The organism is Bradyrhizobium sp. STM 3562 (assembly GCF_045571435.1).
Taxonomy (GTDB): Bacteria; Pseudomonadota; Alphaproteobacteria; order Rhizobiales; family Xanthobacteraceae; genus Bradyrhizobium.
In genome coordinates, this window is sequence record NZ_CP120694.1 from 8,016,196 (window position 1) to 8,035,983 (window position 19,788).

Annotated in this window: 13 protein-coding genes; 2 read left to right on the forward strand and 11 right to left on the reverse strand. The window is 63.3% G+C overall.

Annotated features, from left to right (window positions below; translation table 11 throughout):
- Positions 1 to 25: 25 nt before the first annotated feature.
- From P6U23_RS37080 to P6U23_RS37115, 8 genes are all read right to left on the reverse strand, one after another.
- Entirely contained in the window at positions 26 to 295 is a 270-nt protein-coding gene (locus tag P6U23_RS37080) for a GlsB/YeaQ/YmgE family stress response membrane protein (RefSeq protein ID WP_407177227.1), read from the reverse strand.
- A 106-nt stretch (positions 296 to 401) separates the two neighbouring features.
- Complete coding sequence (locus P6U23_RS37085) at positions 402 to 1,400, reverse strand: ABC transporter ATP-binding protein (RefSeq protein WP_407177228.1); 999 nt, start codon at positions 1,398 to 1,400, stop codon at positions 402 to 404.
- Positions 1,397 to 2,809 (reverse strand): amidase, encoded by a 1,413-nt coding sequence (locus tag P6U23_RS37090; RefSeq protein WP_407177229.1) that lies wholly within the window; start codon positions 2,807 to 2,809, stop codon positions 1,397 to 1,399. The genes P6U23_RS37085 and P6U23_RS37090 overlap by 4 nt, the downstream gene beginning before the upstream one ends.
- Positions 2,806 to 3,003: a hypothetical protein gene (locus P6U23_RS37095; RefSeq protein WP_407177230.1), complete on the reverse strand. Its 198-nt coding sequence runs from the start codon at positions 3,001 to 3,003 to the stop codon at positions 2,806 to 2,808. Before P6U23_RS37095 ends, P6U23_RS37090 begins: the two co-directional genes overlap by 4 nt.
- On the reverse strand, positions 3,000 to 4,079 hold the full coding sequence (locus tag P6U23_RS37100) for an ABC transporter ATP-binding protein (RefSeq protein ID WP_407177231.1): 1,080 nt from the start codon (positions 4,077 to 4,079) through the stop codon (positions 3,000 to 3,002). Before P6U23_RS37100 ends, P6U23_RS37095 begins: the two co-directional genes overlap by 4 nt.
- A 4-nt stretch (positions 4,080 to 4,083) precedes the next feature.
- Positions 4,084 to 4,986, reverse strand: a complete 903-nt coding sequence (locus tag P6U23_RS37105; RefSeq protein ID WP_407177232.1) for an ABC transporter permease — start codon at positions 4,984 to 4,986, stop codon at positions 4,084 to 4,086.
- Between the two features lies 1 nt (position 4,987).
- Positions 4,988 to 5,941, reverse strand: coding sequence for an ABC transporter permease (locus tag P6U23_RS37110; protein ID WP_407181709.1), 954 nt, complete (start codon positions 5,939 to 5,941; stop codon positions 4,988 to 4,990).
- Positions 5,942 to 6,082: 141 nt separating this feature from the next.
- Positions 6,083 to 7,702 (reverse strand): ABC transporter substrate-binding protein, encoded by a 1,620-nt coding sequence (locus tag P6U23_RS37115; protein ID WP_407181710.1) that lies wholly within the window; start codon positions 7,700 to 7,702, stop codon positions 6,083 to 6,085.
- A gap of 283 nt (positions 7,703 to 7,985) precedes the next feature.
- Between P6U23_RS37115 and P6U23_RS37120 the strand changes: the two genes are divergently transcribed.
- Together P6U23_RS37120 and P6U23_RS37125 are read left to right on the forward strand one after the other, a co-directional pair.
- Positions 7,986 to 9,581, forward strand: a complete 1,596-nt coding sequence (locus tag P6U23_RS37120) for an ABC transporter substrate-binding protein (protein WP_407177233.1) — start codon at positions 7,986 to 7,988, stop codon at positions 9,579 to 9,581.
- Between the two features lie 220 nt (positions 9,582 to 9,801).
- Positions 9,802 to 10,215 (forward strand): nuclear transport factor 2 family protein, encoded by a 414-nt coding sequence (locus tag P6U23_RS37125; protein WP_407177234.1) that lies wholly within the window; start codon positions 9,802 to 9,804, stop codon positions 10,213 to 10,215.
- On the opposite strand, the gene P6U23_RS37130 is transcribed toward P6U23_RS37125, so the two are convergent.
- The 3 genes from P6U23_RS37130 to P6U23_RS37140 all read right to left on the reverse strand — a co-directional run bounded on the left by P6U23_RS37130 (position 10,189) and on the right by P6U23_RS37140 (position 19,633).
- Entirely contained in the window at positions 10,189 to 10,620 is a 432-nt protein-coding gene (locus P6U23_RS37130) for a MerR family transcriptional regulator (RefSeq protein WP_407177235.1), read from the reverse strand. The two genes, P6U23_RS37125 and P6U23_RS37130, sit on opposite strands and share 27 nt — an antisense overlap.
- Before the next feature lie 80 nt (positions 10,621 to 10,700).
- Positions 10,701 to 12,929 (reverse strand): CHASE2 domain-containing protein, encoded by a 2,229-nt coding sequence (locus P6U23_RS37135; protein WP_407177236.1) that lies wholly within the window; start codon positions 12,927 to 12,929, stop codon positions 10,701 to 10,703.
- Between the two features lie 299 nt (positions 12,930 to 13,228).
- Positions 13,229 to 19,633 (reverse strand): FecR domain-containing protein, encoded by a 6,405-nt coding sequence (locus tag P6U23_RS37140; protein ID WP_407177237.1) that lies wholly within the window; start codon positions 19,631 to 19,633, stop codon positions 13,229 to 13,231.
- Positions 19,634 to 19,788 lie beyond the last annotated feature (155 nt).

Here is a 19,788-nt window from a genome sequence, read left to right on the forward strand (position 1 = left end):
ACCGGCTGAAGGGCGGTGCGCCCGATCAAAACCGGCCGCCGCTTCGCGCCAGGCGCACGACGAAGAGCAGGATGATGGCGCCGAGCACGGAATAGAAGATCGCCGACAGCATCCCGGTGCCGAGATGAATGCCGACCTTGGGGAACAACAGGCTCGCAATCAGCGCACCGAGAACGCCAACCACGATGTCGCCGATGATGCCGAAACCGGTGCCGCGGACGATCTTGCCCGCAAGCCAGCCCGCGACCAGCCCGACAAACAGGATGACCAGAAGGCTCTGATTGGACAAATACATGGCTTCCCCGTCTGCACGTCCCCGATTCGCTGCAGGCGAACCTAGCCATAACCGCCTGATGTGACGATCCCAAAAAGGCGCGATGGCGGAAATTAAGGCCGCGCTGTTACGGCGTCACAACAGTCCCGGTTTCCATGGTCCCGGCCCGTTCGGGAAGGATGCAGCGCGCGAAGCGGCCCGCTCCGACCTCAACATTCGGCGGCAGCGCCTCGGCACAGCGGGCTTCGGCAAAGCCGCAGCGCGGCGCGAAGGAGCAATTGTGCGGGGGCTTGTCGAGCGAGGGCGGGGTGCCGGGAATGGTCTCCAGCCGCTCCCCGCGCCTCGCGCCATGAATGGTCGACGCCAGCAGGCCGCGGGCATAGGGGTGAACGGGGCCGCGCACGATGTCGCGCAGGCTGCCCTGCTCAACGATCTGGCCGGCATACATCACCGCGACGCGGTCGCAGATTTCCACGGCGACGCCGATATCGTGGGTGACGAAAATGACGGACATGCCGAACTCGCGCTGCAATTCGCGCAGCAGCAGCAGGATCTGGATCTGCACCGTGGCATCGAGCGCCGTAGTCGGCTCGTCCGCAAGCAGGATCTTCGGCTTGCAGGCGAGCGCGAGCGCGATCATGGCACGCTGGCGCATGCCGCCGGACATTTCGTGCGGATAGGCCTCCAGCCTGCGCTTGGCGGAGGGAATGCGCACCACCTCCAGCATTTCCAGCGCGCGCGCCCTTCCCTCGGCAAAGCTCTTGCCCTCGTGGCGCATCACGGTCTCCGCGATCTGGCGCCCGATGGTGTAGACCGGATCGAGCGCCAGCGCCGGCTCCTGGAAGATCATCGAGACGGTCTGGCCGCGGAACGCCGAGAGTTCGTCGTCGGAGAGCGCCAGCACGTCCTTGCCGGCGACCTTGACGCTCCCCGAAATCTGCGTCCGCTTCTTCGGCAACAGCCGCATCAGCGCGCGCAGCGTGACGCTCTTGCCGGAGCCGGATTCGCCAAGGAGGCCGAGCACCTCACTATGCCCCAGCGACAGTGAGAGATCGTTCACGGCATAGACGGTGCGTTCGCCAGTGAAGCGGATGTTGAGGCCGGAGATCTCGACAAGGTTCGTCATGCGAGCACGGGTACCTTCCGGTGGAAGTCGGTGGCACGCTGGAACGCGGCGCCGATGCGCAGGATGCTCGCCTCATCGAAGGAGCGGCCGATGAGCTGCATCCCGACGGGAAGACCAGCCCTGGTGAAACCGGCCGGCACGGCCAGCGACGGCAAGCCGAGGTAATTGATCGGCCGCGTGAACCGCGTCAGCCGCTGGATCACCGCCTCGGCACCTGGGCTGTTGCCGACATCGCTCTCCGCGATGCTCGGCGCCGGCATCGGCGCAACGGGCGCCAGCACGGCATCGACCTTGCTGGTAGCCGCGACATGCGCGGCGAGCGCAGGGCCGCGCCAGCGCATGGTCTCGAGATAGGTCACCCCGGGAACCGCGAGCCCATTCTGTAATCGCATCAGAACCTGCGGACCGTAATCCTGCGGCCGCTCGATCAGCCAGCGCTTGTGGAAGGCGGCGGCCTCGACCGCGAGCAGGAGCTGGCAGGCGGCGGAGAGCTGGCGCTGATCCGGCAGCTCGACCTGAATGATCTCGGCGCCCTCTTTCTTCAGGACGGCGATGGTCTGATCGAGGATGCGGGCGACTTCGGCGTCGAGATCGTCGACATAGAACGCCGTGGGCACGCCGATCTTGACGCCCTTCATCGGCGCTTTCGTCGCCGCCATGTAATCCTGCACCGGCGCATGGCTCGCGGTAAGATCTTCCGGATCGGGGCCAGCCAGGAGGCCGAGCAGCAGCGCGCAATCCTCGGCGGTGCGCGCGAGCGGTCCGACCGTGTCGAGCGATTGCGACAGCGGCATCGCGCCGGCGCGGCTGACGCGGCCGTAGGTCGTCTTCAAGCCGGTGACGCCGCAGAAATGCGCGGGCATGCGGATCGAGCCGCCGGTGTCCGAGCCCAGCGCGGCAAAGGTCAGGCGCGCAGCAACGGCCGAGCCGGAGCCCGACGACGAGCCGCCGGTGATGCGGTCGAGCCCCCACGGGTTATGAACCGCTCCGTAATGCGCATTGTGCCCGGTCGGTCCGTAGGCGAACTCTGCCATCTGCAGCGAGCCGAGACGAATCGCGCCGGCATTGTTCAGCCGCTGCAGCGCGGTCGAGGTGCTGGTGGCGACGAAATCGCGCCGGATCAGCGAGCCGCAGGTCACCACCTTGCCGGCCTCGTAATACATGTCCTTGTGCGCGAGCGGCACGCCGTGCAGCGGACCGCGGTTGTTGCCTTTGGCGAGCGCCGCATCGGCTTCATCGGCCGCTTTCAGCGCGGCCTCGGCCTCGATCGCCATGAAGGCGTTCAGCCGCGGTTGCCACTGCGCGACGCGGTGCAGGCAGGCGCGCGTCACCTCATGCGAGGACAGGCGCTTGGCGGCGATCGCCTCCGCGACCTCCGTCAGCGACATCAAGGCAGGCTCAAGGCTCATTTGCCGGCCTCCAAGACTTGCGCCAACAGAAAGCTCGCGGGCTCGAGATCGAACGGCAGCGTGCCGGCGATGGCAGAAAAACCTTCGAATGCGGGTCCGATCGAATTGGCGATACGCTCGGCCACATTCGCTTCCACGGGAACCCCTGACGTTTCCGCCATCGCTTTGATGTCTTTGGGACTGGGCCTTGTCATCGAGCCTCTTGCTCCTTGGTTGGCGCCTTTGTTGCTGCGCGGCTGTGGCCGGAACCTGGGATCGCCATGTAGCACGCGGCCTGGTGGCCCATATTACCGAGCGGGAAAAGTTTTGGCGTCGCATTTGCGCAGAGCGGCTCCGCAAATGGACATCGGGTGTGGAAGCGGCAGCCCGGCGGCGGATCGATCGGGTTGGGCGGATCGCCCGAGATCGGCGGGGTTTGCGTGCGGTTGTCGGGATCGGAGGATGGCATCGCAGCCAACAGCGCGCGCGTGTAGGGATGCGCGGGCTGATCCCAGACCTCGTCGACCGGCCCGAGCTCGACCACCTCACCGAGATACATCACCAGAACGCGGTCGGAGATGTAGCGCACGACATTGAGATCGTGGCTGATGAAGAGATAAGTGAGCCCGAATTCGCGCTTGAGGTCCGCGAGCAGATTGAGCACCTGCGCCTCGACGGATTTGTCGAGCGCGGAAACCGCCTCATCCAGGATCACCAGACGCGGCGACAGCGCCAGCGCCCGGGCAATGTTGACCCGCTGGCGCTGGCCGCCTGAAATTTCGTGCGGATAGCGATTGGCAAAAGTCTCCGGGCGCAAGCCCACCTTGCCGAGCAGCTCGCGCGCAAGCGCCCGCGCGGCGGCGTCCGCCATGCCGTGCACCTTGGGACCGAAGGCGATGGACTCTTCCACCGTCAGTCGCGGGTTGAGCGAGGCATAGCTGTCCTGGAACACCATCTGCATGCCGCGCCGCAGCTCGCGCAGCGACAGCGCCTGGCCCACCTGCATGCCGTCATAGATGATCTCGCCGGCATCCCGCGGCATCAGATGCATCAGAAGCCGCGCGGTGGTCGACTTGCCGCAGCCGGACTCGCCGACGATGCCGACCGTTTCGCCCTTGAGCACCGAGAACGACACATCGTCGACCGCGCGCACGGTCTTGCGCGCGCCGAACAGATCGCCGCGCACCGGAAAATGCTTTGTCAGACCGTTGACATGCAGCAGCGGCTGCGCCGCGCCGCCGCGGTCCTCGATCGGCGCCAGTTTTTCGACCACGAGACTCGTTTCGGTCATGGTCTCAGTTCCTTATATCCATGGCGCTGCGCATGCCGTCGCTGAGCAGGTTGAAGCAGATCGAAACCGCAAAGATCATCACGCCCGGCAGCGCCGCCACCCAGGGGTTCACGTAGATCGCGGTGCGCAGCGTATTGAGCATCAGGCCCCATTCGGGCTCCGGCGGCTTTGTTCCCAGCCCCAGGAACGACAGGCCGGCGGCAAGGATCATCGATACCGAGATCAGGCCTGTGGCGTAAACGAAGATCGGGCCGAGCACATTGCCCAAGATGTGCACGCGCATGATGGTGAACGGGCCGGCGCCGGAGGCGCGCGCCGCCTCGACGAAGTCCATGTTGCGCACGCCGGTGGTGACGCTTTCGGCGACGCGGGTGATCTGCGGCACGAACACGACGGTCAAGGATACGATGGAGTTGACGATGCCCGCCCCCAGCGCGCCGGAGATCGCGATCGCGAGCAGCACGGAAGGAAAGGCGTAGAACACGTCGACCGCGCGCATGATGACGGTGTTGACCTTGCCGCCGGCATAGCCGGCCACGAGACCGAGCATGGCGCCTATGCAGAAGGCAAAGATGACAGGCGAAATGCCCACGATCAGCGACAGCCGCCCGCCATAGATCAGCCGCGCCAGCATGTCGCGCCCGAGTTCGTCGGTGCCGAGCGGATAGCCGATCGTGCCGATATGCCGCAGGCGGCGGATCATCGAGCCCTGATAGGGATCGGCGAGGTGAAGCCAGGGCGCAACGAGCGCGGCGAGAAAGATCGCGATCAGGATCAGTGCGCAGGCCATGGAGACCTTGTCGCGGAGCAGGCGGCGGCCGACGGTTGCCCAATAGCCGCGCGCCTTGGTGGCGGGTGCGGCCTGCAAGGCTTGCTCGGAGATCGCGGGAAGAGGAAGCTCGCTCACGTCAAGCTCGTTTGATGCGCGGATCGATCGCGGCTTGCGCGATATCGACCAGAAGGTTGAGGATCACGAAGAACAGCGCCAGCACCAGGATCGTGCCTTGCAAGAGCGGCAGGTCGCGCTGGAAGATCGCGGAGTTGAGCAGCAGTCCCGAACCCGGCCAGGAGAACACGGTCTCGATCAGGATCGAGCCGCCGAGCATGTAACCGAGCTGCAGTCCCATGACGGCAAGCGCGGTGGGCGCCGCGTTCTTGATCACGTGCTTGAACACGTCGAGCTCGCGCAAGCCCTTGGCGCGAAGCGCCTCGACGAAATCCTGGCTCAGGATGTCGCCGGTCAGCGCGCGCACGGTGCGCGTCACGATGCCCATCGGAATCACGGACGTGGTGATGGCCGGCAGGATCAGATAGCGGACATGGTCCCAATCCCAGCTCCAGGCACCGGAGCCGCCCGGCCCGGCGCCGACCGCGGGCAGCCAGTTCAATTCCACCGAGAAGATGATGACCAGCACCATGCCGAGCCAGTAATGCGGCACGGAAACGCCGGCAATCGCAATGCCGGTTGCGAGCTTGTCGATCCAGGTGTCGCGGAAATAGCCCGCGATCAGGCCGAACAAGAGCCCCAAGCTGAAGCCGATCGCGGCCGCAGCGATCGCGAGCGTCACCGTGTTGCCGACGGCGCGGATGACCTCCGTCAGCACCGGCCGGCCGGTCGCGATGGAATTGCCGAGATCGCCGTTGACGGCGCGCCAGAGCCACAGGCCGAATTGCACCGGCAGCGGCCGGTCGAAGCCATAGGCGGCACGTAGCTGGTTCGCGAGTTCCTGCGATGCGTCCGCCGGCAACACGGCGACCAGGGGATCGCCCGGCGTGATGTGCACCAGAAGGAAGCACACCAGCGCCACGCAGATCACGATCGGAATGACGTAGACGATGCGTCTGGCAGCGTAGAGAAACAACGGATCACCTTGCGTTATCGACCACGAATTCTCTTCCGTCATGCTCGGGCTCGACCCGGGCATCCACGTCTTTGCCAACAGCAAGAAAGGCGTGGATGGCCGGGACAAGCCCGGCCACGACGAGAAACCGAAACCCGCCAATCACGGCGTCATCGATACCGGCGAGAAGTCCACGAACCAGCTCTTCGGCTGCACAAAGCCTTTCACCTTCGGGCTCATGGCGCGGGGGGCCACGTCATGCGCGACATAGAGGAAGTCGGCATCGTCGACGGAAGCCGCGTGCAAGTCGGCCAGCGCGGCATCGCGCGCCGCGGGATCGAAGGTCTGGCGCGCCTTCTTGACCAGCTCATCGAACTTCGGATCGTTGATGTAGCCCCAATTGTTCGAGACGGGCGGCGCCATCGAGGACTGCAGGAAGCGGACCATCGCGAAAAACGGGTCCATCGCCGCATAGGTCACGTTGATGGCATTGGCGCCGTTCGCCGTCGGGTCCTTGGCGCCGCGGCGCCAATTGGTGAACAGCGTGTTCCACTCGATGACGTCGATCTGCACATCGAAATAGCATTCGGCGAGCGCCTGCTGCAGATATTCGTTCATCGGCAGCGGCAGCATCTGGCCGGAGCCCGATGCCGAAGTCTGCACCTTCACCGCAAGATGCTTGCTCGGACCATAGCCTGCCTCCTGCATCAGCTTCTGCGCGGCCGCCTTGTCGTATTTGATCTGGAAGGTCGGATTGCCGCGCCAGGGATGGCCGGGCTCGAAAGTGCCGGTCGCCGGCACCATCAGGCCGGCCAGGAGACCGTCCTTCAGGCCCTCGCGATCGACGCAGAGATTGGCGGCCTTGCGGACGCGGATGTCGTTCCAGGGCGAGCCCGGAAGCCGCGAGAACTGCCAAGGCCAGACATGCGGCTCTTCATTGCTGTAGAGCTTGAAGCCGCGCTGCTTGATTTCGGGAAGCGCGTCGGGCGCGGGCGCCTCGACCCAATCGACCTGCCCCGAGAGCAGCGCCGCGGTGCGCGCATTTGCCTCCGGCATCGGCAACAGCACGAGCTTGTCGACGTGGGGAATGCGCGCCTTGTCCCAATAATCGTCGTTCTTGACGAGCTCGAGCCGCTCGCGCGGCGTGAAGCTTGCCATCTTCCAGGGACCGGTGCCCGAGGCATCGCGCGCGAAAGCGTCCCACGCTGCCTGCGATTTCGCCTTTGCATCGGCACCGGAGGCGGCATCATAGAATTTCTGCCACTTCGCAGGGCTCGCCATGAAGAGGTTGGTGAGGTTGATGGGCAGGAAGCTGTCGGGCTCCTTGGTGGTCAGCTCGACCGTGAGATCGTCAATCTTGCGCGCGGAAAGGAGCGTCGGCATGCGCGAGGCGGTGACGCCGACCTGGCTCGGGTCGAACTGCGGCGCATCCTGCTTCAAGACCTTGTCGACGTTCCACACCACCGCATCGGCGTTGAAGGGCGAGCCGTCATGGAATTTCACGCCGGGGCGCAGCTTGAAAATCCATTTGGTCTTGTCGCTATCATCGACCTTCCAGTCGGTCGCGAGGCCCGGAATGACGACGCTGGGCTTCTCCGCCGACGATAGGTCCCACATCGTCAGCGCGTCGTACATGGTAAGGCCGGTGAAACGATTACCCTCGAATCCCTGGTCCGGTTGACCCAGGGTGCGCGGAATATCGGCAGCGGTCATGCCGATGCGCAGCACCGTCGCCGCCGACGCCCTGCCTGCTCCGGTCGCCGTGGCCGCCACGGCCAGCATGACAACCGCAAGCGCGGTGGCGCTTTTTCGGCATTTTCTTGAGAGCATTGCCACTAATCCTCTTGGCTTGGATGATTAAAAGTTATGCAGCCGTATGCAATGGCTGTGCCAATGCCGGCCATGCCCGGTCAAATTGCTTCTGACTTCACAACTCTTTGTGCAATCGCGCGACGCGTGAACATCGAGTGCCTATTCTGGCATCAAGCTTGCAGGATGCGAGCTCGCAAGACGCGGGCGAAAACTCACGCGAGTTCGTCCTTCGCGTCCCAACGGAGCTTAGTCTATGCGTCGCCGATTTTCGATGCTTGTTGCCGCCCTCGCTCTGGCGCTGTCCGCGGTGTCCGCGCGCGCCGAGTCCGTGGTGCGCTACGGCATTTCAATGGCGGATATCCCGCTGACGACAGGCCAGCCTGATCGCGGCGCTGGCGCCTACCAGTTTACCGGCTATACGATCTACGATCCCTTGATCTCCTGGGACATGAGCGTTGCGGACCGGCCGGGCAAGCTGGTGCCGGGGCTCGCGACCGAATGGAAGGTCGACGACAACGACAAGACCAAGTGGATCTTCAAGCTGCGCCGCGGCGTCAAGTTTCACGACGGCAGCGATTTCAACGCCGATGCAGTGATCTGGAATCTCGACAAGGTGCTGAACGACAAGGCGCCGCAATTCGACCAGCGCCAGAGCGCGCAGGTCAAGACCCGCCTGCCTTCGGTCGCGAGCTACACCAAAATCGACGACTACACGGTCGCGATTAACACCAAGAACGTGGACTCCTTCTTCCCATATCAGATGCTGTGGTTCTTGATCTCGAGTCCGGCGCAGTATGAGAAACTCGGCAGAGACTGGGACAAGTTTGCGAGCCAACCCTCCGGCACCGGCCCCTTCAAGCTGACAAAGCTCGTGCCGCGCGAGCTCGCCGAGCTCTCCAAGAACGAGGACTATTGGGACAAGAACCGGATTCCGAAGGTCGACAAGCTGGTGCTGATCCCGATGCCGGAAGCATTGACGCGCACCAACGCGCTGCTGGCGGGGCAAGTCGACATCATCGAAACGCCGGCGCCCGATGCGGTGCCGCAGTTGAAGGCGGCCGGCATGCGGATCGTCGACAACATCACCCCGCACGTCTGGAACTATCATTTGAGCGTGCTGCCCGGTTCGCCCTGGACCGATATTCGCCTGCGCAAGGCGCTCAACCTCGCGATCGATCGCGACGCCGTGGTCGGGCTGATGAACGGTCTTGCCAAGCCGGCCAAAGGCCAGGTCGACCCGTCGAGTCCCTGGTTCGGCAAGCCGACCTTCGACATCAAATACGATCTCGCCGCCGCCAAGAAGCTGGTGCAGGAGGCGGGCTATTCCGAGGAGAAGCCGCTGAAGGCCACTTTCATCATCGCACAGGGCGGCACCGGGCAGATGCTGTCGCTGCCGATGAACGAATTCCTGCAGCAGAGCTTCAAGGAAATCGGCATCGACATCGACTTCAAGGTGGTCGAGCTCGAGACCCTCTATACGCATTGGCGCAAGGGCGCGGCCGACGAGATGAATGCCGGCATCACCGCCAACAACATCGCTTACGTCACCTCCGATCCGCTCTATGCCATCGTGCGCTTCTTCGCCTCCGACCAGATCGCGCCCGTCGGCGTGAACTGGGGCGGCTACAAGAATCCGAAGGTGGATGCGCTGATCAACGAGGCCAAGCAGACCTTCGACACCGCCAAGCAGGACGACCTGATCGCGCAGGCGCATGCGCTCATCGTCGATGACGCGGCTTTGGTGTGGGTGGTGCACGACACCAACCCGCACGCGCTGTCGCCGAAGATCAAGACCTTCGTGCAGGCGCAGCACTGGTTCCAGGATCTCACCACGATCGGGGTGGAGTGATATTTTGCCGTCGTCCTGGCGAAAGCCAGGACCCATAACCACAGCATTGAGTTGGCGCGAAGATTGTCGCCCACCGAGGCTCAGTGAAAGATTCCGCGGTATGGGTCCCGGGTTTCGCCGGGACGACAGCAAATTTATTGCCGCAAGTGCCCGCCTCTTGACCTAGAGCCCACTCTAGCTCGTAAAAGCTTTGGCTGTTCTCGCGCAAAAAGGAGCAGCCATGACACCTGCTGACAACAAGGCCTTCATCCAAACCATCATGGAGGCGCGGGCGCGGCGCGACAATGCGCCGTTCCTTGCGGCCATGGCGGACGATTTCGTCTGGCGCATCATCGGCACGACCGCCTGGTCGGGCGACTATGTCGGCAAGGCCGACATAGTCGAGCGACTGCTGAAGCCGCTCTATGCCCAGTTCACGGCGCAGTCCAGCATCACGGCGAGCCGCATCCTGGCCGACGGCGATCATGTCGTGGTGGAATGCCGTGGCGATGCCACGACAACATCTGGCGAGCGCTACGCCAACACCTACTGCTTCGTGATCCGGATAGAGGACGGGAAGTTGCGCGAAATGACGGAATACATGGACACCGCGCTGGTGGAGCGTGTCTTAAAGCCGCCGCCGGCTCGCCTGTGATTTCAGGCGACGATGCGGTGAGACGGCGGGCCGCTCTCCGCTCGCCATCCACTCGTCATAAAACTCGATCTTGGCGTCGATCAGCGCCAATGCCTCGGTCCAGCGCCGAATGTTCTGCCTGACACGAGCCTGATGCTCCATCAGCAGGGCGTGGCGCTGCGACAGCGCGGATGGGCCCTGTTGCGCCAACGCGGTGTATTTCCGCATCTCGCCGATCGACATGCCGGTCGAGCGCAGCCGTTCCATCAGGTCGAGCCAGCCCACGTGATAATCGCTGTACACACGGCGCCCGCCGCCGTCGCGGCAGACGCCCGGGATGAGGCCCTGACGCTCATACCAGCGGATCGTGTGGACACTGCGCCCGGTCCGGGCCGCCACGTCGCCGATGTGCAAATCCTGCGGCATGTCTTATTCTCCGGCGCATCACGTGGTCGCTGCACGCCGTATTTCAATATCCCGCGGCCGCAATTGGGCCACGAGCGGCGTTACTTCGTCAACAGCGCATAGGCGCCGTTCCAATCCTCCGGCGGCGGGCTTTTCCGATAGTTGCTGATGCGCGCCTCGTAAAGATTGAAGAGCAGCTCCAGGTCGTGGCCCTCATCGGACTTGCGCCCGCGCGCGATGGCGTCCTGCGCGCCGGTCCAGTCGCGGCCGCGATAGGAAGCCAACATTTCGATGGTGAGATTGCGCAGCCGCTGGAAGCGCTCCGAATGGGCGACGTCCTCGCGGCCTGCGATGGCATAGATCACCTCAGGCTCCTTCTTGCCCTTCACCATGATGAAATCGAGCTCGAGGATCGCGAACTTGTCCTTCACGGCAAGCGCGGTCCTGGAGCCGACGATGATGGGAAAGCCATATTCCTTGGTCTGCCCTTCGAGCCGCGAGGCCAGATTGACGCTGTCGCCCAGCACCGAATAGTCGAAGCGCTGGTCGGAGCCCATATTGCCGACCACGCAGGTGCCGGTGTTGATGCCGACGCCGACATTGAGCGGGATGTAGACGTGGCCGCCCTCCTTGGCCTCCTGCTCGCGCTGTTTGTTGAGCTCGTCGATCCGCTCGAGCATGTCGACCGCGGCGCTGCAGGCGTTGAACTGATGCTCGGCGTCATCGAGCGGCGCATTCCAGAACGCCATGATGGCGTCGCCCATATATTTGTCGATGGTGCCCTTGCGCGCCAGGATGGCATTGGTCAACGGCGTGAGAAAGCGGTTCATCAACCGCGTCAGCCCCTGCGGATCGTTCTTGTAGCTCTCCGAAATGGTGGTGAAGCCACGCACGTCGGAGAACAGGATCGTCATCTCGCGCTCCTCGCCGCCGAGCACGAGCTTTTCCGGCGATTGCGCAAGCTGCTCGACCAGCGCCGGTGACAGATATTGGCCGAAGGCGGAGCGGATCTGCCGGCGCTGCGCCTGCTCGCGCACGAAGCTGGAAAAGATCAGGGTGAGATAGACCGCCGTGGTCGAGAGCAAGGGATAGGTGAAATCGAGCAGCAGGCGGTCATGCTGGTAGAAGAACCAGGACGCTCCGATCAGCGCGCTCGCGAACAGCGCTCCGACCAGGACCAGCGTGACCGGCCCAAGGCCAGGTGCAAACGCGATCACCAGCAGACCGAGGATCAGGGCTGCCAAAAATTCAACCGCGATCGCATAGTTCGGCTGCGAGACGGCAGCGCCGGTAAGCAGGCTTTCCAGCACCTGGGCGTGGACCTCGACGCCTGGCATGGCCGGAGACACCGGCGTCGTCTTGATATCGTGCAGGCCGACCGCCGAGGTGCCGATCAACACCAGCTTTCCCTTGATCTTGTCGATCGGCACGCTCTCGTCGAGAACGTCGGCCGCAGGGATATAGATCGACGGATCCTGCCGCGCAAAATGTACCCAGACCTGGCCGTTCTTGTCGGTCGGGAACTCCAGCCCCCTGAGCCTGATGCTCTTGATGCCGGCCTTGTCCGATTTGATCAGCACCGTGGGAGTGCCCGTGATCACGCGCAGGATCTCCAGGCTCAGCGCGGGCATCATGATGCCCTGCGCCCGCAGCACCATCGGCACGCGGCGGATGATGCCGTCGCGCTCGGGCACGATCGTGAAGACGCCGCGGCCCGCGGCCGCCTTTTCGAGCACGGGAATGTTGCGCAACAGGCCGGAAAATTCGAACAGGAATGGATCGATGTCCTCGCCAACCGACGCGAATCCGGTCACCGGAAGATCCTTGTCGAGCTGCGGCGTCATGCTCTCCAGGCCCGTCTCGCCCAGCACGACGCGCGAACGGCGGATCGCGTCGGCCAGCACCTGGTCGTTGCTTGGCAGACTGCGCAGCTTGGCGCGCGTGACCTCGTCGACATAGCGCATGGTTCCGGCCGCGACGTCGGGGTTCAGCCGGTCGGGTTCGGAGAAGACGGAGTCGAAGGCCACCGCGACCGCGCCGAGATTGGTCAGATTGATGATCAGGTCGGCCAGAACGGTCCGCGGCCAGGGCCATTGCCCGAGCTTTGCGAGGCTCTTCTCGTCGATATCGACGATCGCGACGGGCTTTGCCGTCTTCACACGGGGATCGATCACCTGGAACGTGTCGAAGGTGCGCGAGCGGAGCTCCTGAACCGGCGCCGGATCGACAACACGCACGCCGGCAAATCCGATCAGCAGGACAAGGCAGATCAGCCGGGCATAGCCGAATTTGCGCGAGAACCACCGTCGCATGGCCTTAAGATGCCTCATCTGTCTTTCAAACGTCCACTTCGGTCGGCGGCATCGCCGGCAGCTCGATCCGCCGTGATGCTAGAGCATGATCCGGAAAAGTGTGAAGCGGTTTTCCGAAAAGATCACGCTCAGACCTTACTGCGTCATTACGCCCTCATGGCGAGGAGGCGCGTAAGCGCCGTCTCCGGACGATGCTGTGCATCGCCGGGAGAAGCATGAGGCTTCTGTGCCGAGTTTCCGAACCCCACATCCTTCGAGACGCTTGCTCCGCAAGCTCCTCAGGATGAGAGGATAGAGCCGGTTGTGACGCAGTAAAACTAATGCGCAATGATGAAGTCGCTGGTGTGAAGGCTCGTGGCGACCACGTTCTTCAACAGCAAGCTGTCGTGAGCATCGATCGTCACGACCGTGTCGCTCCCCTGCTGGGTGGCATTTGCCGTCAGGTTCGCGACCGAGATGCCGTTGCCAAACTGCCGCAGGTCAATCGTATCGAGATTGGGATCGAAGTCGGTGATGGTGTGCTGCACCGCATCCGGCCCCGAGGTCGGCTTGAACACGAACTGGTCGAGACCACCATTGCCGGTCAAGCTGTCGCTGCCGCCGGTTGCAAAAATGACATCGTTGCCCGGCGTGCCCTGCAGCGTGGCGCTGCTTGCGTTTTCATTGAAGACGAAGTGGACCGTTTCGCCGGCGCCGAAGCCGTCGGTGACGGTGAGGTTGACCATGTCGCTCGCCGGTGGATTTGCGCCGGGATGATGGGTGATCGCGCTCAACGCAGCATTGATCTGGGCAAGGCTGCCCGAGCTGGAATCCTGTGTGGCGCCGCTCTCGGGAGCATCGCCGGTCGTGACCGCAAGGGTGAAGGTCCCGGACCCGGCCCACGGGTCGGCGTCATTGACTTGAATGCCCGTGATCGTGCTCGTGCCGTCTTCGTTCTGCGTGAGGGTGAACCTGTCGGTTTCGATCACGGGAACGCCCGTAACCGTAAGTCCCAACGTCTGGCTCGTAATCTCCGGATTGCCGCTTGAGTTGTGCCCCTCGTCATTGGCGGTCACGGTCAACGTATCGTGGCCGACGAAATCGTTGGCAGGCGTATAGATCACGCCCTTGGCCAAGGCCGCGTCGATATCGGCGACCGTGCCGGAGATGGCCACGGTGTCATGCCCCGCGTCGAACGAGAGCGTCAGCCCCGTCGAGTCCTTCAAGGCCAGCGCGCCATGTCCGACCGACAACTGCACCTGGATCGGATCGCTCCCGGCGCCGGGGTTGGAGACGCCTAGGGAGTTCAGCACAAGCGGCGCGTTCTCCTGCGTCGCACCCGCGCCGCCGACCTCTATCGCGGGCACGGGTGCCTGCAGGTCATCGGCATCGGAGATGACGACGGCAGTCGCCGCGCTGACGGCGGAAGTGGGCATTTCGATGAAGTCGAAGGTGGTCGCCTCCACGCGGATCGCGGATCCCTCATCGCTCTCCTGCACCAGGTACGTCGCACTGTCCGTTCCGATATCGGTCCAGGTGTGGCCGCCGTCGTTCGAATGCTGCCACTGATAATGAATGCTGGCATCATCCTCGTTGGTCGTGGTGTTGGCGGTGAGCGTCTGACCTTCTAACGCCTGACCGCTAATGATCACATCCGTTCGACCGAAGGCGAAAATATCCGCGCGCGTGTAAGTGACGTTATCGAAGATGTGACCCGTCGTCCCGAAGGTCTGCGCGTAAGTCTGCGTCCCTTCATTCAGCAGTTCGAACGAACCGGTGATGTCGGATGTATCGGCTGCGAGGTGTGCGAGATCGAGCTCGATCTGGGTGTTGCCTTTGAGCTGATCGGCGGTGAGCGCCTGACTTGCAAGTGTGGTGAACGTCGTGGTCGAGAAGTTTGCTTCAACGAGCTTGACCGTCATACCACCCTGGCCGTCACCCGTGACATAGAGCTCGACCATCTCATCGTTCGGGTGCGTGGCCGAGGAATCGTTGAGATCGATACCGTATTGCTGGCCGCTGTATTGCGGGACCGTCAGATCGAATGTCGCGCTGGCCGTGAAGGTGGCGTTCTCCTTGAGGCCTCGGCTGGAGACGCTCTCATCGTCGCTGTTGGTGCCCAGCCGCGCGATCACCTGCGCGCCGTCGACGGTCGGAAGGACGACGGCCCCGGTGGATGTCATGATCGCCTGGCCGTCCCCCTCGGTCCAAATGCTGCCCTTGGTCAGGAAGGACACGGGGCTGGTGCCGAAGGTGCCGGCCGCCGGCGGCGCTTGCGCGAAGCTGTCGTCGAAAACCTCATGTCCGTTCTTGACGATCTTGAGCTCGTCGACCGCAAAGCTGAACGGCGCGATCAAGGTCGGCGCGATATCTGCGATGGCGCCGAGCGTGTTGATGGCCTGCTCGGTTTCTCCGGTCGAAGCGTCGACATAGGTCGTGACCAGCCGCAGATACTTCTCTTCGTCGTTCTCGGTCGGCACGTAATAGGAATGGGTGTCGACCTCTGTCCAGTATGTCGTTCCGTCATACGAGATCTGCCAGGAATAGGTCAGTCCCGACGTCACCGGAGCGCCGTCATCGGTCACACCGATGACATCGATCTCCGCACCTTGTGCGGCGCTGCTGGCGCTGAGCGTGGTGACGAGATCATCGCCTGGGGCTTCGGTTACGATCGTGTGGCCCGACGCGTCTTCGCTAAGCACCCAGTGCACGCAGCTATAGTCGCCGGAGAGGTGGATTTTGGCTACATGGTCGCCGGCGAAAACCGAGAGCATCCCGTTGGCGTAGCTGACGGTCAGGTCCGATGTGTAGCTGATGTCGGCAAGGTCGAGCCTGTCGTCATCGTCGAGCCCGGCGATGGTGCCGCCAAAGCTCGTGGAATGATCCAGGATCAGCGTGCCGGTCGCGCCCGTTTCGAAAGTGACGGTGGTCTGCGCATAGCCGCTCCAATTGCACGCGCCCAGTTCCAGCGTCGAGCCCCCGGCGATCTCGACATCACCCGAAAGCGCGCCCTTGAGATCGAGCGTACCGCCGGTCACCTCGACATGGCCGCCATCTTCGGTGATGGCAGCGCTGATGGTGTTGTTGCCGGCGACGTTGTAGAGCGTGCCGCTGATGGTCAGCGTGCTGCCCCAGATGCTGGAATGATCAAGGTCAACGGACGCGCCGCTGCCGATCGTGAGGAAGGCGCCGGTGACTGTGGCGTCGTCGAGCGTCAGCGTGGCATCGGAATCGACATTGATATGCCCGCCGCTGAGCGTAGCGTCATCGATCGCACTGTCGGAGATGACATGAATGGTCCCGTCGTCGGCGATCGTGCCGCCCGTGATCGTGGTCCGATCCAACGTAAGCACGGAATGAGTGTCGACCTGGATGACGTCGTCATTATTGACTGACACATCCGACAGTGTCGCGCCGGCGCAGGTGGAAATCTCCAGCGTACCCACATCCCCGATCGTCAGCGTCCCGCCCTTGATGGTCGTGCCGTCGCCGAGAATCAGACTGGCCGGTGGTGAGAACTCGCAATCCACCTGGATCGCGCCGCCGGTGTTGTCGACGCCGACGCCGTCGAGCGTGGCACCGGTCGATGTCTCGACATGCAGGCTGCCCGAATTGGTCAGGGTCCCGCCGATCACAGCGGTGCCGAACTCGAGCGTCAGGACGCCCGTGATGTCGATGGTGCCCGACGTATTGGTGACGGTTTCACCGTCCAGCGAATTGCCGGCGCCGGAAATCTTGATCAGCCCCGAATTGTCGAGCGCGCCATCCGCCAGGACCGCCGAGCCCGTCAGATCGATCGTGCCACCAGCCAAATTGCTGACGGCCCCGCCAATGATGGTCGCATCGTTCAGCGTCAAGGACGCGGCGGCGTCGACCGTTACGGTGCCGCCAGCGCTTGGCGTCTCGTCCTCACCGACAAGGATCGGGCCACTGAGATCATTGACGATGGTGGTGCCCTGATCGAGCAGCAGGGCGGCGCCGGCCATCACCTCCAGCGTGTTGTTCGCGGTGACGTCCTCGTCATGCAGCGCGTTGGCGAGGCCCGTGACCTTGATCCGACCGGTACTGTCGAGCGTGCCGTCTTGCAGCACGCCCGAACCTTCTAATTCCAGGGTGCCGTTGACCGAGACGGTCCCCCCGTCGATGACCGCGGTTTCCAGGGCGAGCGTTGCGCCGAGATCAACCGTGACCTGGCCGGAATTGGCAACGTCGACCGTCACGCTCAACGTGCCGCCGGCGACCTCGATGGTGCCGCCTTCGTTGTTGGTGATGTGGCTTGTGTCCGAGAAGTCGCCGCCCTGCTGAAGCGTCAGCATGCCGGAGTTGACCAGCGCGCTTTGGTTGAGGAATTCCGCCTTCCCGGCGAAGCTGATCGTTCCGGAATTCACGAGGTTGCTCTCGTCCAGGAAATCCGCCTCGCCGCCGACGGTGACCGTGCCTTGATTATTGATCTTCGCGTCGGCCTTGACACTGAGCCCACCCGCACCGATGGCGAGCTCGCCTGTGCTCAGGATGTCGAGCTCCGGCTTCCCATCGGAGAAGTCGTTCATCGTCAGCGAGTGGGCGAGCGCAGCCTTTGCGCCATTTGCATTGACCACAACGGGATAGGACGGCGTCAGCCCACGAAGCTGATCGGTGATGATGATGACATCATCGCTGGCGGTGGGAGCGGCACCGGTTTCCCAGTTCTGCCCGGTGTTCCAGGAATTGTCAGGCGAACCGTCGCCGCTGGTGTGGATCCAGACCACCGCCGCATTGGCGGTGCCGGTAATGCTGATCGTGATGTCCTGGGTCGAGCTGACGCCCTGGGAATCCGTGACCGTCACCGCATAGGTGAGCGTAAGGACTTCATCCTTGGGGATGAAGTCCGCGATATAGACCGGAAGCGCCGCAAACTGCCAGGCGATGCTCCCCGCCCCGGTGCCCGTGCTGTCGGTCGCGATCGAAGCGGTCAGCGCCTTGCTCAAGAGATCAAGCGGTCCTGGCGGAAGGTCCTGGTTCAGCAGGGCGACGGAAACCGTGTGCGTGTCGGTGAGGTCGACATCGGTAAAGGCCAGCGTGCCGTTGGCGGGATCGTTCAGCGTGCCGCCGGGCACGTTGGTGCCGCCGGAGAGCGCAATCTTCTCCGCACCGGTGCTAATGACGGGCGCGTCATTCGTGCCGGTGACCGTGATGGTGATCGGGACCGTCGTGTATTCGTTGTTCGGCGCGTAGTTGTTGTCGACCCGCACCCGATAGGTCAGCGTCAGCGTCTCGCCGGCGGCCAGAAAATCGAACGCCTTGTCGGCAATGCTATAGCTGAAGGTGGCCCCACCCGTATTTTGATTGCCCGGATCAGGGACGACGGTGAGCTTCAGCTCCGTCGCCAGGATATCCGCAAGCTGCTGCGCGTTCAGCGACGCCGTCACGTCCTGGTGCTGGGCGTTTTGATAGCTGAAGGAGGCGAAGGTGATCTTCACCGTCGGCTGGTCACCGGCATTGACGTCGGCAAAGTTCACTCTGCCCGAGATCGTGTCGGCATCCGTCGCATCGCCGGTCTGTCCGACGCGTTCGGTCAGCGCGAAGCTCGTGGTGGGCTGGCCGTGGGAATCGAGGATCGCGACCTTGGGAGGCCCGGGAATATGAAAAATAAAGCTGTTCGGCCCGTTCGAATTCTGGGCAGACGAGTTGCTGTCGTTGCCGACGGTCTGGAAGCTTGGCGTTGCGGTCGCGCCACTCGCCAGTTTGATGATCGGCCCGACGAAAAGCAGCGGATTGAGCGTATCCGTCTGCGCCGTCGTCGTCTTAGGATTGGCGTCGTTGGCGCTGAACTTCAGCGAGAACACGTCCGTGATGAGCTTTTGAATTTCGTCCGAAAGCGGCGCGGAGGTCTGGCTGACGACACCGTTGGAGATGTTGATCTGCTGGCCGGCCTGGTTGACGACCGCGATCGGCTGCAGCGTGGTCTTGTCGAACAGGATGTAGGATCCGGTGTGCCCGTCCGGCTCGATCAGCACCTGGAATTTGGCGTCCGGGGCCGTAGCCTGGCCCGGCACGGTGAAGTCGATCTCGACCAGCACCGCAGTGCCGCGGATGCCCATGGTCGCGACCGGCGTATCGACCTTCATGTCGCCGTGCTTGGCGGTCTCGCCCGCGACGAAGGTGATGGTGCCGGCGACGAGGCTCAGGAGCGACGAATTGCTCGACCCGTTGGGGTCATAGACCATCTCGTTGAGCACCATCCTCGCGTTCGAGGACAGGCCGAACACGGTGCCGTCGACGAAGGTGAGGCCGAGCGTGGAATCCGCACCCGACTGGACGACGTCGCCCTTCTCGACGTTGTCGCCCATGTTCAGGATAATGGAGACGCCGTTGCGGATCGCGGTCGCGCTGCCCACGAGCTTGGTGACATGCCCGATGACCTGACCGCTCGCGGCGGGCGCGCCGGCCTGGCTGAGTTCGACCGCACCGGTCAGCGCATTGACGATGTCGCCCGCAAGATGCGCGCCGTCGGGCGAGGCCAGCGGCGCGCGTTTCTCGCCCTTGAAGTAATCATGCAGGACGAACGCGTGGTCGTCCTTGGACAGGATCAGGTCGAGCCCGGAGCGCTGGAAATCCGCATTGAATAAGAGGTGCGCGTCCGGAACGACAATGGCGTCCGGTGGCACATGGCTCTGAACCTTGTCGACGTGAACATAAGAATGAGAGGCCGTACCCTGGCCCTCGGAGGCAATCGTGGCATCAAATTTACCAGCGTAATTCAATGGGCCACCGCAATACGGTTAAAATGTACATAACAATCAATGTTGAAAACTTGCCATATCACTGGCGGCCGGATTGCGGAACCATCTTAAGCGCGTGCGAGCGACAGCAGGAGCGCAAGTAAATCTCGATCTATTCGAAGGCGGTTCGCATACAA

What these genes read in the sequence shown, in the direction of transcription:
- P6U23_RS37100 (WP_407177231.1), bottom strand. Translation starts at nt 4,079, where the DNA reads ATGACCGAAACGAGTCTCGTGGTCGAAAAACTGGCGCCGATCGAGGAC.
- P6U23_RS37135 (WP_407177236.1), bottom strand. Translation starts at nt 12,929, where the DNA reads ATGAGGCATCTTAAGGCCATGCGACGGTGGTTCTCGCGCAAATTCGGC.
- P6U23_RS37080 (WP_407177227.1), bottom strand. Translation starts at nt 295, where the DNA reads ATGTATTTGTCCAATCAGAGCCTTCTGGTCATCCTGTTTGTCGGGCTG.
- P6U23_RS37090 (WP_407177229.1), bottom strand. Translation starts at nt 2,809, where the DNA reads ATGAGCCTTGAGCCTGCCTTGATGTCGCTGACGGAGGTCGCGGAGGCG.
- P6U23_RS37125 (WP_407177234.1), top strand. Translation starts at nt 9,802, where the DNA reads ATGACACCTGCTGACAACAAGGCCTTCATCCAAACCATCATGGAGGCG.
- P6U23_RS37095 (WP_407177230.1), bottom strand. Translation starts at nt 3,003, where the DNA reads ATGACAAGGCCCAGTCCCAAAGACATCAAAGCGATGGCGGAAACGTCA.
- P6U23_RS37120 (WP_407177233.1), top strand. Translation starts at nt 7,986, where the DNA reads ATGCGTCGCCGATTTTCGATGCTTGTTGCCGCCCTCGCTCTGGCGCTG.
- P6U23_RS37130 (WP_407177235.1), bottom strand. Translation starts at nt 10,620, where the DNA reads ATGCCGCAGGATTTGCACATCGGCGACGTGGCGGCCCGGACCGGGCGC.
- P6U23_RS37085 (WP_407177228.1), bottom strand. Translation starts at nt 1,400, where the DNA reads ATGACGAACCTTGTCGAGATCTCCGGCCTCAACATCCGCTTCACTGGC.
- P6U23_RS37115 (WP_407181710.1), bottom strand. Translation starts at nt 7,702, where the DNA reads ATGCTGGCCGTGGCGGCCACGGCGACCGGAGCAGGCAGGGCGTCGGCG.